At 61.4% G+C, this 12,511-nt stretch carries 12 protein-coding genes; 4 read left to right on the top strand and 8 right to left on the bottom strand.

Translation table 11 applies throughout. From position 1 onward, the window contains the following. Both ACIQWP_RS17385 and ACIQWP_RS17380 read left to right on the top strand, forming a co-directional pair. Window positions 1-1,767 carry a GMC family oxidoreductase gene (locus ACIQWP_RS17385; protein ID WP_402789474.1) on the top strand — a complete coding sequence of 589 codons (1,767 nt, stop codon included), beginning with the start codon at window positions 1-3 and terminating at the stop codon, window positions 1,765-1,767. Continuing rightward, window positions 1,764-2,993: a c-type cytochrome gene (locus ACIQWP_RS17380; RefSeq protein WP_402789471.1), complete on the top strand. Its 1,230-nt coding sequence runs from the start codon at window positions 1,764-1,766 to the stop codon at window positions 2,991-2,993. The genes ACIQWP_RS17385 and ACIQWP_RS17380 overlap by 4 nt, the downstream gene beginning before the upstream one ends. Window positions 2,994-3,163: 170 nt before the next feature. Here the strand turns inward: ACIQWP_RS17380 and ACIQWP_RS17375 are convergent, their stop codons facing one another. Together ACIQWP_RS17375 and ACIQWP_RS17370 are read right to left on the bottom strand one after the other, a co-directional pair. Next, the gene (locus ACIQWP_RS17375) at window positions 3,164-3,796 is read right to left on the bottom strand and encodes a lysozyme inhibitor LprI family protein (protein WP_402789468.1); all 633 of its coding nucleotides are present in this window, start codon (window positions 3,794-3,796) and stop codon (window positions 3,164-3,166) included. Between the two features lie 105 nt (window positions 3,797-3,901). After that, window positions 3,902-5,116, bottom strand: a complete 1,215-nt coding sequence (locus ACIQWP_RS17370; RefSeq protein WP_402789466.1) for an FAD-dependent monooxygenase — start codon at window positions 5,114-5,116, stop codon at window positions 3,902-3,904. Window positions 5,117-5,209: 93 nt separating this feature from the next. On the opposite strand from ACIQWP_RS17370, the gene ACIQWP_RS17365 reads away from it, so the two are divergent. Next, window positions 5,210-5,692: a MarR family winged helix-turn-helix transcriptional regulator gene (locus ACIQWP_RS17365; RefSeq protein WP_402789463.1), complete on the top strand. Its 483-nt coding sequence runs from the start codon at window positions 5,210-5,212 to the stop codon at window positions 5,690-5,692. A 173-nt stretch (window positions 5,693-5,865) separates the two neighbouring features. Continuing rightward, window positions 5,866-6,828, top strand: coding sequence for a S1C family serine protease (locus ACIQWP_RS17360; protein ID WP_402789460.1), 963 nt, complete (start codon window positions 5,866-5,868; stop codon window positions 6,826-6,828). A gap of 59 nt (window positions 6,829-6,887) precedes the next feature. Here ACIQWP_RS17360 and ACIQWP_RS17355 read toward each other — a convergent pair whose 3' ends face one another. The 6 genes from ACIQWP_RS17355 to ltnD form a co-directional block, all read right to left on the bottom strand. Continuing rightward, entirely contained in the window at window positions 6,888-7,664 is a 777-nt protein-coding gene (locus tag ACIQWP_RS17355) for an SDR family oxidoreductase (RefSeq protein WP_402789457.1), read from the bottom strand. Further along, the gene (gene denD / locus ACIQWP_RS17350) at window positions 7,661-8,647 is read right to left on the bottom strand and encodes a D-erythronate dehydrogenase (RefSeq protein WP_402789454.1); all 987 of its coding nucleotides are present in this window, start codon (window positions 8,645-8,647) and stop codon (window positions 7,661-7,663) included. The genes ACIQWP_RS17355 and denD overlap by 4 nt, the downstream gene beginning before the upstream one ends. A 99-nt stretch (window positions 8,648-8,746) precedes the next feature. After that, the gene (locus ACIQWP_RS17345; protein WP_402789452.1) at window positions 8,747-9,511 is read right to left on the bottom strand and encodes a hydroxypyruvate isomerase family protein; all 765 of its coding nucleotides are present in this window, start codon (window positions 9,509-9,511) and stop codon (window positions 8,747-8,749) included. Between the two features lie 2 nt (window positions 9,512-9,513). Further along, window positions 9,514-10,164 (bottom strand): aldolase, encoded by a 651-nt coding sequence (locus tag ACIQWP_RS17340; RefSeq protein ID WP_402789449.1) that lies wholly within the window; start codon window positions 10,162-10,164, stop codon window positions 9,514-9,516. Continuing rightward, window positions 10,161-11,435 (bottom strand): 3-oxo-tetronate kinase, encoded by a 1,275-nt coding sequence (gene otnK / locus ACIQWP_RS17335; RefSeq protein ID WP_402789446.1) that lies wholly within the window; start codon window positions 11,433-11,435, stop codon window positions 10,161-10,163. Before otnK ends, ACIQWP_RS17340 begins: the two co-directional genes overlap by 4 nt. Window positions 11,436-11,438: 3 nt before the next feature. Beyond that, the gene (gene ltnD / locus ACIQWP_RS17330) at window positions 11,439-12,374 is read right to left on the bottom strand and encodes an L-threonate dehydrogenase (RefSeq protein ID WP_402789901.1); all 936 of its coding nucleotides are present in this window, start codon (window positions 12,372-12,374) and stop codon (window positions 11,439-11,441) included. Window positions 12,375-12,511 lie beyond the last annotated feature (137 nt).

Here is a 12,511-nt window from a genome sequence, read left to right as displayed (position 1 = left end):
ATGACAAAGATTCTTCCCCGTAGAGATGTCGTCATCGTCGGTCTCGGTTGGACCGGCTCCATTCTCGCCCATGAGCTGACCGAGCAGGGACTGGATGTTCTTGCCATCGAGCGCGGACCCTGGCGGGACACGGCGACCGATTTCAATATCGGTTATGTTCAGGACGAGCTGCGTTACGGCATCCGGCGCGACCTTTTCCTGCAGCCGCGCGTCGAGGCGATGACGATGCGCAACAATCTCTCGCAGACGGCCTTGCCGATGCGCGACTATGGCTCTTTCCTGCCCGGCAACGGCGTCGGCGGGGCCGGCGTCCACTGGAATGGTCATACCTGGCGCTTCTGGGACAGCGACTTCCGCATCAAGTCCCATTTGACGGAACGTTACGGTGCGCCGAAGTTCGACGGCCTGCAGCTCCAGGATTGGGGCGTGACCGGCGAGGAAATGGAGCCCTTCTACGACAGGTTCGAGTATCTGGCCGGTATTTCCGGGAAAGCTGGCAACATCAAAGGGCAGATCCAGGAGGGTGGCAATCCCTTCGAAGATGTAAGGGCGCGGGATTATCCGCTGCCGCCGATGCAAATGAGCTATGCGCCAAGCCTCTTTGCCGAAGCGGCGCGCAAGCTCGGTTACCATCCATTCCCGACCCCGTCGGCGAACCTCTCGAAGGCCTACATCAATCCGCTTGGGATTGCGATGGGCGAATGCACTCTTTGCGGCTTCTGCGAACGCTTCGGCTGCGCCAACTATTCCAAGGCCAGCGCGCAGACGACGATCCTGCCGGTCTTGATGAAGAAGAAGAATTTTGAGCTGCGCACGGATAGCGAAGTGCTGCGTGTCGATCTCGACGGCTCCGGCAAGATGGCCAAGGGCGTCACCTATGTCGATACCTCCGACGAGGAGTTTTTCCAGCCGGCCGATATGGTGCTGCTCTGTGCCTATGGGCTCCACAACGTGCGCCTGATGCTGCTGTCGGGTATCGGCAAGCCCTATGATCCGAATAGCGGCGAGGGCGCGGTCGGGCGCAACTACTGTTACCAGACCAATGCCGGGATGCAGGTCTTCTTCGACGACAAGAACTTCAATCCATTCATCGCCTCCGGTGCGCTCGGCCAGTCGGTCGACGATTTCAATGGCGATGCCTTCGATCACGGCTCGGTCGGCTTCGTCGGCGGCGCAGGAATCAACTGCATTCCCACCAATGGCAGGCCGATCGCCATGCGGCCGGTGCCGCCTGGCACGCCGCGCTGGGGGTCGAAATGGAAAGCTGCGACCACCCAGGCCTACAAGAGCACCATGACCTACAGCTCACAGGGATCGAGCTATCCGACGCAAGGCAATTACCTTGATCTCGATCCGACCTACAAGGACCGCTTCGGACGGTCGCTGCTGCGTATCACCTTCGATTTCCCCGACAATGATTTGAAGATGTCGGATTACCTTTCCGATCGCATGGAGGATATCGCCAAGGCGCTCGGCGCGCGTCAGTACAACAATGCGCGGCGCAAGAAGGGTTGGGATTCGGTGCCCTATCAGAGCACGCACAATACAGGCGGCGCGATCATGGGCGCCGATCCGAAGATCAGCGCCGTCAATCGCTATCTGCAGAGCTGGGATGTGCCGAACCTGTTCGTCATCGGCGCTTCCGCCTTTGCCCACAATGCCGGCAAGAACCCGACAGGGACTGTGGGTGCGCTGGCCTTTGTCGCGGCGGATGCGATCCGCAACCAATATCTCCGCAACCCCGGTGCTCCCCTGGTGTCGGCATGATGAAGAAACTCTCCATTCTGATCGCCTTTGGCGCCCTCTCGGCATCCGCCAACATTGCTTTTGCAGACTCTACCGATCTTGCGGATAGAGTCATCAACGGCCGCTATCAGGCCGTTCTCGGCGACTGTTCGGCCTGTCACACCAAGCAGGATGGGCAGCCCTTTGCCGGCGGCGAACCGTTGCAGACGCCCTTCGGCGCCCTGGTGCCGCCGAACATCACGCCGGACAAGGAAACCGGCATCGGCAATTGGAGCGAGGCCGATTTCATCCGCATGATGAAGACCGGCACCGGCCATAATGGCATCCGGCTTTATCCGGCCATGCCTTATCCGGCCTATAGCAAGATGTCGGACCGGGATCTGTCCGACATGTGGGCCTATCTGACCACACTGCAGCCAGTGAAAAACAAGGTCGTCGCCAACCAGCTGCCATTCCCGCTCAACATCCGGCTCTCCATGTGGGGGTGGAATCTCTTGAATTTCGATCCGCAGGCTTTCGTGCCGGACGAGAAGCAGACGGCCGAGTGGAATCGCGGCGCCTATCTCGTTCAGGGACCGGGTCATTGCGGGACATGCCATTCGCCCAAATCCTTCCTCGGCGCCGACAAGGACTCTCAATTTCTGCAGGGGGCTTCGCTGCAGGGTTGGTATGCTCCCAATATCACCGGCGATCCTCATGTCGGCATCGGGTCATGGAGCGAGGATGACATCGTCGCCTATCTGAAGACCGGCTCGACGGACAAGACGATCGCTTCCGGCCCGATGGCGGAGGCCATCGCACAATCGACGTCTCTAATGAAGGACGCCGACCTGAAGGCGATTGCGGTCTATCTGAAGAGCCTCACCGCTGCTTCGGCGGAAAAACCAGCGCCGCTGAAGGTGGATGACGGGCGCATGGTGGCGGGTGGCGCGATCTACCACGACACCTGCTCGGCCTGCCATGGCCTGGATGGAAAGGGCGCCATGCCGTTGTTTCCGGCGCTGGCCGGCAACAGCCTCGTCCAGCAGCCGAGCGCGGAGACGCTTGGCCATGTCGTGCTGGCGGGAAGCCAGGGTGTCTACACGCCGTCGAAGCAGACGACTCCTGCCATGCCATCATTTGCATGGAGGCTCAGCGACCAGCAGGTGAGCGACGTGCTGACCTATGTTCGCAACAGCTGGGGCAATGCTGCTGCGCCGGTCAGCGCAAGCGATGTCAGCGATATAAGAGGAAGTGCGCAGAACTAGAGCAATTCCAGGAAAAGTGCGCAGCGGTTTTCCGTCCGGAATTGCGTGACAACAAAGAGATAGAGCGCTTCAGAGATTCCATGAAAAGCTGAATCGCTCCAGGCTGCACCCATGATCACGAGCAGGCATTGCGCAAGCAAGCGCGATTCCTGCCCGCGAGCTAGGCCATCTCATTGCTTGAGGTAGGTGCCCTGCAAGGTTACGCCGTTCGCAAAATCGCACACGCCCGCCTGCGACACGCGCCAGGTCTTTGCGTTGAGGCGATCAAGGCTGATCTTGCACGCGTCTCTGGAGAGCTGGGCGTGCTCTCTCGTCAGAGGCACAACACCGTCAACGCCATCGGCATTGACATCGCCGGCTTCGGCGCCGCCCGGGCCGACATAGGTCGAGGCGAGCGAAACAGCGACGAGACCATCAACTGGTCCGAAAATCGCAAGATGGCCCTCGTTGCCGTCGCTGGTGTTCGACTGGAAATCAGCCGATGTGCTTCGCCCGCCCTTGGTCGTGAGGAGAAAGCCGATCTGGTCGTCATAGGCTTGCCGGATACAGGCCGCATCGCCGCAGGACTGCACCGTCGCAATCCAGCGCCGTTGCCGCTCCCGGATCTTATCGGCCTCATCGTGCTTCAAAGCGGCGGCATAGAGGTCCCTGACGATCGCATCTCGGGCAAGCAGCGATTTGTCCCGACAAATCATGTGATCGCTTGCTGAGGCGGGTTTCGCGCAATCGATTCCTGCGGCTTCGACGGGTGCCGCAAACAAGCCGATGACGACCATCGCCGCGACTGATCTCGAAATCCTCATGGATACCTCCATTGTCCGGTATCCCCGCTAACTATGTCGTGTCGCGGCTTCGTAAAGGTCGTGTCGATGACTGCAGTCATGCCCGACGAATATCGCCCCGGCGTTTCAGGCGGCGTCTTTGCGGCCACCCTCAACCGAATGCCCTACCTCCAGGGGATCGAGATCGACCCGATACGCAAACAATTTGCGGCCGGCCCGGACGCTCATCGGAATGAGCAGAGGCAAAAGCAAATCTCTTAGAAACAGGCTAAGTCGACTGTTTTTCCTCTTCCGGGAAGCATTTTGCCGGGTGAGTTTCACCACGCGCGCAATACGCGGTCGCCGCAGGGCTTCATAACGGGCAAAGGCATGGCCGTAGTCGAGCGTATCCGCCAGGCAGGCCGACAGGACCACCGCATCCTCAATCGCCATCGAGGCGCCTTGGCCGGAATGCGGGCCGATCGCATGGGCGGCATCTCCGAGCAGCGCCACGCGTCCCTTGGACCAGATCGGAAGCTGTGGCATATCGAAGATGGGATAGCTGCGTTCGATGCTGTCGATGGCACGCAGGATCGACATGTTGGGTTCAGGATCGTCCGCATGTATCTGGCGAAGGTGAGCGGCCAGTGCCTCGGGTTCCAATGCGCGCACCGCATCAGGCGTATCGGCAGGGAAAGAATCGAACCAATAGACGGGATGGGATGCCGTCTTGATGTAGCCGAAGAAGGCCCTCTCTCCGAAGGTCATGCGCATCACGCCATCCGTATCCGGAATGTCCGCATTGACGATGCCGCCTGTGCCGATCAGGCCGGTAAACTGCGGCAGGGGGTAATCCGGGAACACATGCGCGCGGACCAGGGATCGCAGCCCGTCGGCGGCGACCAGCAGGTCAACGGCAAGACTGGCTCCTTCGGAAAAGGCGAGCGTTACTGTGTGTGCATGATTGTCGACCTTGGTCACGCGCCGGTCAAATTGCACGGCGATGCCTTCCTTCTGGCACTTCTCGATCAGGATGGCGGTCAGGGTGCCGCGCTTGATCGTCACGGCGGGCGTCCCGAAGGTTGCCAGATGGTCGCTTTGATCGACGAGTGCGAGCCTTTTGCCGCGGGCATTGCAGAGTTCGATGGCACGGGTCTCCAATCCCTGGCGCAGTACCGCCTCGTGGCAATCCACCGTCCGCAGCCCGTTCATGCCGTTGGAGGCAAGCGTCAAAAACTCACCTTCGGACAAAGCGGCTTCTTTCGAGCGGGCTTCGAACACTATCGGTCGAAAGCCAAGTTTTGCCAGACGGAGCGCCAGCACAAGCCCGCCAATGCCGGCGCCGCATATGCCGATCGTCATCTCCGAACCCGTTGCTCGATTAGCGGTTGCTGCATGCTCTTCAATAGGGCACATTGGTTCTTCCTTCAAATAGTTTGACGAATGAATTATTCGATGATCGAACAAAAGTCAAATGAAGAAACTGAACGTCTTGTTGAAGCCATTAGCTTTGCCTGCATGCGCTGGCAGGAGGCGACCGAGAGCTTCGACGAAACCTTCGGCAAGCTGCATGGGCTGAACAGCGCCGAGCGCCGTTGCCTCAGCGTGATCATGCGCGCGCCGCAACCCGCAAACGCCGTCGCCAAGGCCATCGGCCTTGCGCCTCCATCGGTCACGGCGCTGATCGATCGGCTCTCGGCCCGCGACCTTCTCCACCGCATTCCCGATCCGAGCGACCGGCGTCGCGTGCTGGTGGCGCCGTCCGAGAAAGCGATCAGGCTGGGACGAGAAGCCTATGGCCCGATCGCGGCGGCCGGCGCGCAAATGCTCGAGCAGTTTTCCGAGGCGGAAAAGCGGGTGGTTTTGCGGTTCATTATGCAAGCGATCGAGATGCAGGAGCGCGAACTCGACCGGCTATTGCAGCAGGACAAGGGCTGATTTCGGCTGCCGAAGCAAGGCTGCGCTCGTGCGCGTCCGGCCGACCCTTGAACTCGACGGAGCGACATCTCATTTGAGTAGTCATCATTTTAATCTGTCGAACTGACAGTCTCCTGCTTTCCAACAGTTGCTGCCGGTCCTCGTAGCGACGCGCCTGCGTCGGAGGAGTTTTCATGGGCTTCATTGATCGCGACATCCAGCCGTCATCCGACGCGGGTCTGCTGGATGCCTATTCCCAATCGGTATCGAGTGCCGTCGATCTCGTCGGGCCGGCCGTCAGCCGGATCGAGCGGCTGGGCGGCCGCGCCGGACACGGTTCCGGCTTCGCCATTTCACCGGATGGCCTCGTTGTTACCAACAATCATGTCGTCGAGGATGCGAAGGCCGTGCGCATCAAGACCCCGGAAGGGACAACCGTCGAGGGAAGGGTGCTCGGACGCGATCCGGATACCGACCTTGCACTCATTCGCGCCAATGACTGGCCCGGCAACTGGGCCAAGCTCGGGGATTCCAAATCGCTGAAGCGCGGCCACATCGCCATCGCCATCGGCAATCCCCTTGGTTTCGAATGGACCGTTACCGCCGGCATCATCTCGGCGCTTGGCAGGTCGATGCGCGCCGCCAGCGGGCGGCTGATGGAAGACATCATCCAGACGGATGCCGCCCTCAACCCCGGCAATTCCGGCGGTCCGCTCGTCTCGTCGGCCGGCGAGGTGATTGGCGTCAATACGGCGGTCATCCAGGGCGCGCAGAGCATCGCCTTTTCGGTTGCCTCCAACACGGCAAAGCACGTCGTCTCCGAAATCCTGCGCTTCGGCCACGTCAGACGCGCCTATATCGGTATTGCCGCCGATACGGTCGAGTTACATCGGCGCATTGCACTGGAGGCCGGCGTCACGCACTCGACGGCCGTGCGTTTGCGTCGCGTCGAAAAGGATAGTCCGGCCGAAAAGGGTGGTCTGCAGGAGGGCGACTATCTGCTTGCCATCAGCGGCCACCCAGTCTCTGGCATAGACGATATCGTCAGGCTGCTTGATGGCGACAAGATCGATACCGAGATCGAGGTTTTGATCTTCAGCGTCGGCGGTTTGATCGAGCGCAGGCAAGTGAGGCCTTCTGCGCGCCCCGCCATCTAGCCCATGCGCCAGTTTGTAATATCGGCAGCGTCACACCCACGACGCTGCCGATTGTCTATTTAACCTCTGCCGACGAGCGGCATTTTCGTTGCCATGACGGTCATGGAGAGAACGTTGGCGTCAAGCGGCAGCGTGGCCATGTAGACGACGGCGCGTGCCACATGCTCCGCCGAGATCGTCGGTTCCGCCGCTGTGCCGCCATTCGCCTGCAGCACGCCCGCGCTCATCCGCGCCGTCATGTCGGTGGCGGCATTGCCGATATCGATCTGGCCGCAGGCAATATCGAAGGGCCGGCCATCGAGTGCCGTCGATTTCGTCAGGCCGGTGATTGCGTGCTTCGTGGCCGTATAGGGTGCGGAATGCGGCCGTGGCGTCGTTGCCGAGATCGAGCCGTTGTTGATGATGCGGCCGCCCTGCGGCATCTGGGCCTTCATCAAGCGGAACGCCTGCTGCGTGCATAGGAATGCGCCGGTCAGGTTCGCGCCGAGAATGGCATTCCATTGCTCAAAGCTCAGCTCCTCCATTGGCACCGCCGGCAGCCCCATGCCGACATTGTTGACCAGGAGGTCAAGGCGGCCATAGCGGCCGGCAATGGCATCGAAAAGGCTGCGGACGGACGTTGGGTCGCTGACATCGGCCGCAACAGCAAGAAACTCCGCCCCCGTTTCCGCGGAGAGTTCGTCGGCTGCCTTTTCGAGAACGTCAGCCCGGCGTCCCGATATGACGACCTTGAAGCCCGCCGAACCAAGTGCCTTGGCGATGGCTCGGCCGATACCCGTACCGCCGCCGGTCACCAAAGCGATTGCGTTTTGCGTGTGCGATGACGCCTGCGTCATGCGACCCTCCCGTCGAGCTCGTCTTCGATATGTGCCTGCACGATCTCGTCAAAGCTCCGTTCGGCCTTGAAGCCGAGATCGCTCGCGCGCTTGGCGTCGAATTGGGTCGCCCAGCCGGCGACGATCCGTTCGATCACCGGGTCCGGTTCCCGCCGGATGAGCGCAACGGCCTTGTCGCCGCCGACACGGCGCAGGGCATCGATCTCGTCGGAAACAAGTGCCGAAAGCCCAGGCATGGTGAGATTGCGCCGCGGCCCGACCTTCGCCGTGTCGAGCGTCGCGGCGTGTACGAAGAAGCCGACAGCCGAGCGGGGGCTCGCGAACCAATGCCGCACGGTATCGCTGACAGGCAGAATGGCTTGCCTGCCGGCGAGCGGTTCGCGCAGGATGTTGGAAAAGAAGCCGGAAGCAGCCTTGTTCGGGGCGCCGGGGCGCACACAGATTGTCGGCAGACGGATGCCGATGCCGTCGAAAAAGCCACGCCGCGAATAGTCGGCGAGCAGAAGTTCCGTGATCGCCTTCTGGGTGCCGTAGCTTGTCAGAGGCGCGGTCAGGAATTCGTCGCCGATGACGTCGGGGAAGGGGGTTCCGAACACGGCGATGGAGGAGGCGAAGATGACGCGCGGGGCATAGGCGGATTTCAGGCCCTGCTGGCGGATGGCCTCGAACAGCGCCCGCGTACCGTCGAGATTGACGGTATAGCCCTTGTCGAAATCGGCCTCGGCTTCGCCGGAGACGATGGCGGCGAGATGGAAGATCATATCCGGGCGATCTTCGATGAGCTTGTCGGCAACGCCCGATGTCGCAAGATCGATGGTCAGGGCTTTCGATACCGATGCAAGCGCTTCCGGCACCGGCGGCTGGAAGGCATCGACCAGGGTCAGGCGATCGATCGTCTGTCCGAGAGCCTTCGGCTCGGCGGCGATGCGGTTGACAAGCTTGCGGCCGACCATGCCCGCAGCGCCCAAGATCAAAACATGCATATCGGCTTTTCCTCCCCATCAGCGGGTGTCAGTGTTCGGGAGAATTCCCGAGCGAATCTCTTTGATGGCCTTCAGACATCCGGGATGCAGGCCCTCATTTCATCTGTATGCCTGTAGCCAGGCCAATCCCGCGTCCGTCGTGGTCGCCGGCCGATATTCCGCGCCGATCGGCCTGTCATAGCCAAGCTCTTCCAGAAACTGCAGAAGATGACGGTAATTGATCTCCCCATGGTCCGGTTCGCGGCGATCCGGCACGGCGGCGATCTGGATATGGCCGATTGCGGTCATATGCGCCTGCAGCCTGTGTGTCAGATCGCCCTGCATGATCTGGATGTGATAGCAGTCGAACATCAGCTTGAGGTTCTCGGCGCCGACCGCAGTTATAATGTCCAGCGCCTGATCTGCCGTCTGCAGGAAATAGCCCGGCGCATCGCGGTGATTGAGCGGCTCGATCAACACGGTCGCGCCCGCCTTGTCAGCGCGTTCGCAGGCATAACCCAGATTCGCGATGAAGGTGGCGCGCGCCTCCTCGCCCGAAGCCTTGCCGGCCATCACATGCACGCTCCGCGCGCCGATGGCGGCTGCATAGTCGATCGCTTGATCGATAACCCGGCGCGCTTCCTCTTTGCGTCCCGGAATGGCAGCAAGCCCGTTATCGCCAGCCGCGACATTGCCGCGGGCGGTATTGAGACCGAGCATGGGAAGACCGGTTTCTTCCAGTGCCTGACGCACGGCCTCAGTGGGCGTGTCATAGGGGTAGTGGCATTCCACGGCATCGAAACCTGCAGCCTTGGCGGCGCGGATCGCATCAGGAAGCGAAAGCTCCTGCCACAGGAATCCCAGATTGGCGGAAAAGCGCATCATGTTCAGTCCCACTCCACATCATAGGTGCGAACGAGCTCGGCGATCTGCGCATCCGTCAGCAACGACGGATTGGCCCCGCGCGTCAGCATGGCAAGCTTTGCCGTCTCCTCCAGTTCCTCTATCGCATAGACTGCCGCTTCCAGATCCCTGGCAGAAACGACCGGACCATGTGCCGCCAGCATTACGGCGCTGCGCTTGCCGGCAAGGCCGCGAATGGCATCGCCCATGGCCGGATCGCCGGGCATGAAATAGGGCAGAAGCTTCACCTTGCCGAGCTTCATGATTGAATAGGCCGTCAGGGGCGGCAGCATGTTGTCGGCATCGACGTCGGGCAGGATCGAGAGTGCAACCGAATGGCTGGAATGGAGATGGACGACGGCGCCGGTCTTTTTAGGCCGCGTCTCGTAGAAGGCGGCGTGCAGCGGCATTTCTTTCGTCGGCCTGTCGCCGCCGATCAGGCGTACTTCGCTATCGAACAGCGAGAGACGGGCGGGATCGAGGCGCCCGAAGGAGCTACCCGTAGGCGTCACCAGCAGCCGACCGTCGCTGAGGCGGGCGGAAATATTGCCGGAGGAGCCGGCGGTCAGGCCGCGATCGTAAAGCGACTTGGCCATTACACATATTTGTTCGCGCAATGCGGCTTCTTCGCTCATGCGCCCTCCAACAGGTCAAAGGCATCTGAGAAGAAGCCTTCGCCGCCGAAATTGCCAGATTTTAGGGCGAGGGCAATCGGCTCCCCACTTACGGCCGCGAATGTCCAGGGGACGCCCGGCGCGATCTCCGGTCCGATCGTCAGATGCGTGACGCCGAGGGCCTGGGTGATCGCGCCCGAGGTCTCGCCGCCTGCAACGACGAAGCGGCGCGTACCATAACGGAAGGCTTCGCGCGCGACTTCGGAAAGGGCGTCCTCGACGACTTGCCCAGCTTTTTCCCGTCCCAATCGCTCCTGAGCCCGCCGAACGTCGTCGGGTTCGGCGGTGGCGTAGATGAGCTTGGCCGTATCGGGGGATTGCCGACCTAGCCATTCCAGCGCGGCGGTTGCACCGTCCTGTGCAAGTGCGATCGGATCGAGCCGCAGGCTGGCGACCTTGCCGGCATAGTTGGCGACCTGCTTGCGCGTCATGGCAGAGCAACTGCCGGACAGAACGATGGCGCCGCCTGTGACTTTTGGCAGTGCCTGTTGATGTTGAGGGAGGGTTACCAGCCCTTGCTCAAGATAAAGTCGCGGAAGCTGGCCAGCGATCGCACTGCCGCCCGTCAGCAGCGGCATGTCGAATGATGCAGCCGCGATTGTGCCGAGATCATCGTCGCCAACGGCATCGACGATCACATGCCGGATGCCGTCATCACCGAGTTGCGCCAATCTCGCCCTGAGTGCCGTCGGGCCTTTCGAGACGATATTGCGATTGGCCAGGCCGACTGGGCCGGCCACCTGCGGCGTCAGAAGCCGGATGAGGCTTGAATCGCGCATCGGCGTCAGCGGATGGTCCTTCATCGGACTTTCCGACAGAAGCTGTTCTCCGACGAAGAGATGGCCCATGAAGACGCTGCGCCCGTTCTCCGGAAAGGCTGGGCAATAGATCGTCTGCGTCGCGCCAGTCTCCGCCATCAGCATGTCCGCGACCGGGCCAATATTGCCATTGGCCGTGCTGTCGAATGTCGAGCAATATTTCCAGAAGAAGCGGCTGGCGCCGGCTTCCCTCAGCCATTGCAGCGCTTGCCGGGCCTGTTCGACGGCGATGTCGACCGGCGATGTCCGGCATTTCAATGCGATGACCTCGAAGGCTGCTGTCTCGTCCCGACGGCGCTTTTCTTCTGGTATGCCGATCCGCAACGAAACGGGCAATCCACTGCGGGCGAGCAGCGCGGCAAGATCGGTCGCCCCGGTAAAATCATCCGCGATGCAGCCAAGCAGGAGTGTCATGGCCTAGTCCTTGACGCCGGGCAGGTGGGCGCCGCTCTTGGCTGCCAGGATCTTTGCGACGGCTGCGTCATCCTCCAGGCCCAGACCCGCTTGCGATGCTTCCACAAAGAGATCCAGCGCCGCTGCTGCGAGCGGGGTGACGGCGCCGGCTTTGCCGGCTTCCGACGTCACGATGCCAAGATCCTTGACGAAGATGTTCACCGCCGAGCGCGGCGTGTAATCGCCGGATACGATGTGCTCGCCGCGGTTCTCGAACATCCAGGACGAGCCCGCAGAAACGCGAATCACCTCATAGAGCGTCTTCAGGTCGATGCCGGCCTTGGCGGCAAGCGTCATCGCTTCGGCTGTCGCTGCGATATGCACGCCTGCAAGCAACTGGTTGATCATCTTGACTTGCGAGCCGGCGCCGGGGCGGTCGCCGAGCCGGAAGACCTTGGCCGAGATGGCCTCAAGCACGTCCGTTGCGTGATCGAAAGCCTCAGGCGCACCCGACGCCATAACGGTGATCTCGCCTGCAAGCGCACGAACATGACCGCCGGAGACGGGGGCGTCGATGACGCGCATGCCGGCTGCCTCGAGCCTTTCGGCAATGGCTGTCGTGGCACTCGGCGCCATGGTGGTGCAGAGCAGGAATACGGTGGAGGGCGATGCGGTTTCCAAGGCACCGTTCTGCCCGAAAAGCACCTCTTCGACCTGCTTGCTGTTGACGACGTAGACGAGGATCACGTCAGCGTCTTCGGCGGCTGAGGCAGGCGTCGTGGAGGGCAGGCCGCCGGCATCGGCAAAACGGGCAAGGACCTCGCTGCGAACATCGCAGCCACGGACGGCGAACCCTGCCTTGAGAAGCGACAAGGCTGCGCCCCAACCCATGGACCCCAGGCCGATGACGGCGGCCTTCTTCGTGTGCTGCACGGCGTTACCTCTGTGATTTAGAGCCATGTTATCGATACCGGTATCGGTAACAAGCCTCAGATTGTCGGTGATTGTCAAGAGGCGGATGTTTGCCTTTTCCGTGAAATATTCTATGAAGAGGAACGGCAACGAGCCGGCCGGCATGGTTCATCGAGGGTTGCTTG

The organism is Rhizobium sp. NPDC090279 (assembly GCF_044769665.1).
GTDB lineage: Bacteria > Pseudomonadota > Alphaproteobacteria > Rhizobiales > Rhizobiaceae > Rhizobium.
Note: the sequence above shows the minus strand (reverse complement) of the source record. Positions and strands in the feature narration are given on the sequence as shown.

What these genes read in the sequence shown, in the direction of transcription:
- ACIQWP_RS17360 (WP_402789460.1), top strand. Translation starts at nt 5,866, where the DNA reads ATGGGCTTCATTGATCGCGACATCCAGCCGTCATCCGACGCGGGTCTG.
- denD (WP_402789454.1), bottom strand. Translation starts at nt 8,647, where the DNA reads ATGCATGTTTTGATCTTGGGCGCTGCGGGCATGGTCGGCCGCAAGCTT.
- ACIQWP_RS17385 (WP_402789474.1), top strand. Translation starts at nt 1, where the DNA reads ATGACAAAGATTCTTCCCCGTAGAGATGTCGTCATCGTCGGTCTCGGT.
- ACIQWP_RS17345 (WP_402789452.1), bottom strand. Translation starts at nt 9,511, where the DNA reads ATGATGCGCTTTTCCGCCAATCTGGGATTCCTGTGGCAGGAGCTTTCG.
- ACIQWP_RS17370 (WP_402789466.1), bottom strand. Translation starts at nt 5,116, where the DNA reads ATGACGATCGGCATATGCGGCGCCGGCATTGGCGGGCTTGTGCTGGCG.
- ACIQWP_RS17380 (WP_402789471.1), top strand. Translation starts at nt 1,764, where the DNA reads ATGATGAAGAAACTCTCCATTCTGATCGCCTTTGGCGCCCTCTCGGCA.
- ltnD (WP_402789901.1), bottom strand. Translation starts at nt 12,374, where the DNA reads ATGGCTCTAAATCACAGAGGTAACGCCGTGCAGCACACGAAGAAGGCC.
- otnK (WP_402789446.1), bottom strand. Translation starts at nt 11,435, where the DNA reads ATGACACTCCTGCTTGGCTGCATCGCGGATGATTTTACCGGGGCGACC.
- ACIQWP_RS17340 (WP_402789449.1), bottom strand. Translation starts at nt 10,164, where the DNA reads ATGAGCGAAGAAGCCGCATTGCGCGAACAAATATGTGTAATGGCCAAG.
- ACIQWP_RS17355 (WP_402789457.1), bottom strand. Translation starts at nt 7,664, where the DNA reads ATGACGCAGGCGTCATCGCACACGCAAAACGCAATCGCTTTGGTGACC.
- ACIQWP_RS17375 (WP_402789468.1), bottom strand. Translation starts at nt 3,796, where the DNA reads ATGAGGATTTCGAGATCAGTCGCGGCGATGGTCGTCATCGGCTTGTTT.
- ACIQWP_RS17365 (WP_402789463.1), top strand. Translation starts at nt 5,210, where the DNA reads ATGATCGAACAAAAGTCAAATGAAGAAACTGAACGTCTTGTTGAAGCC.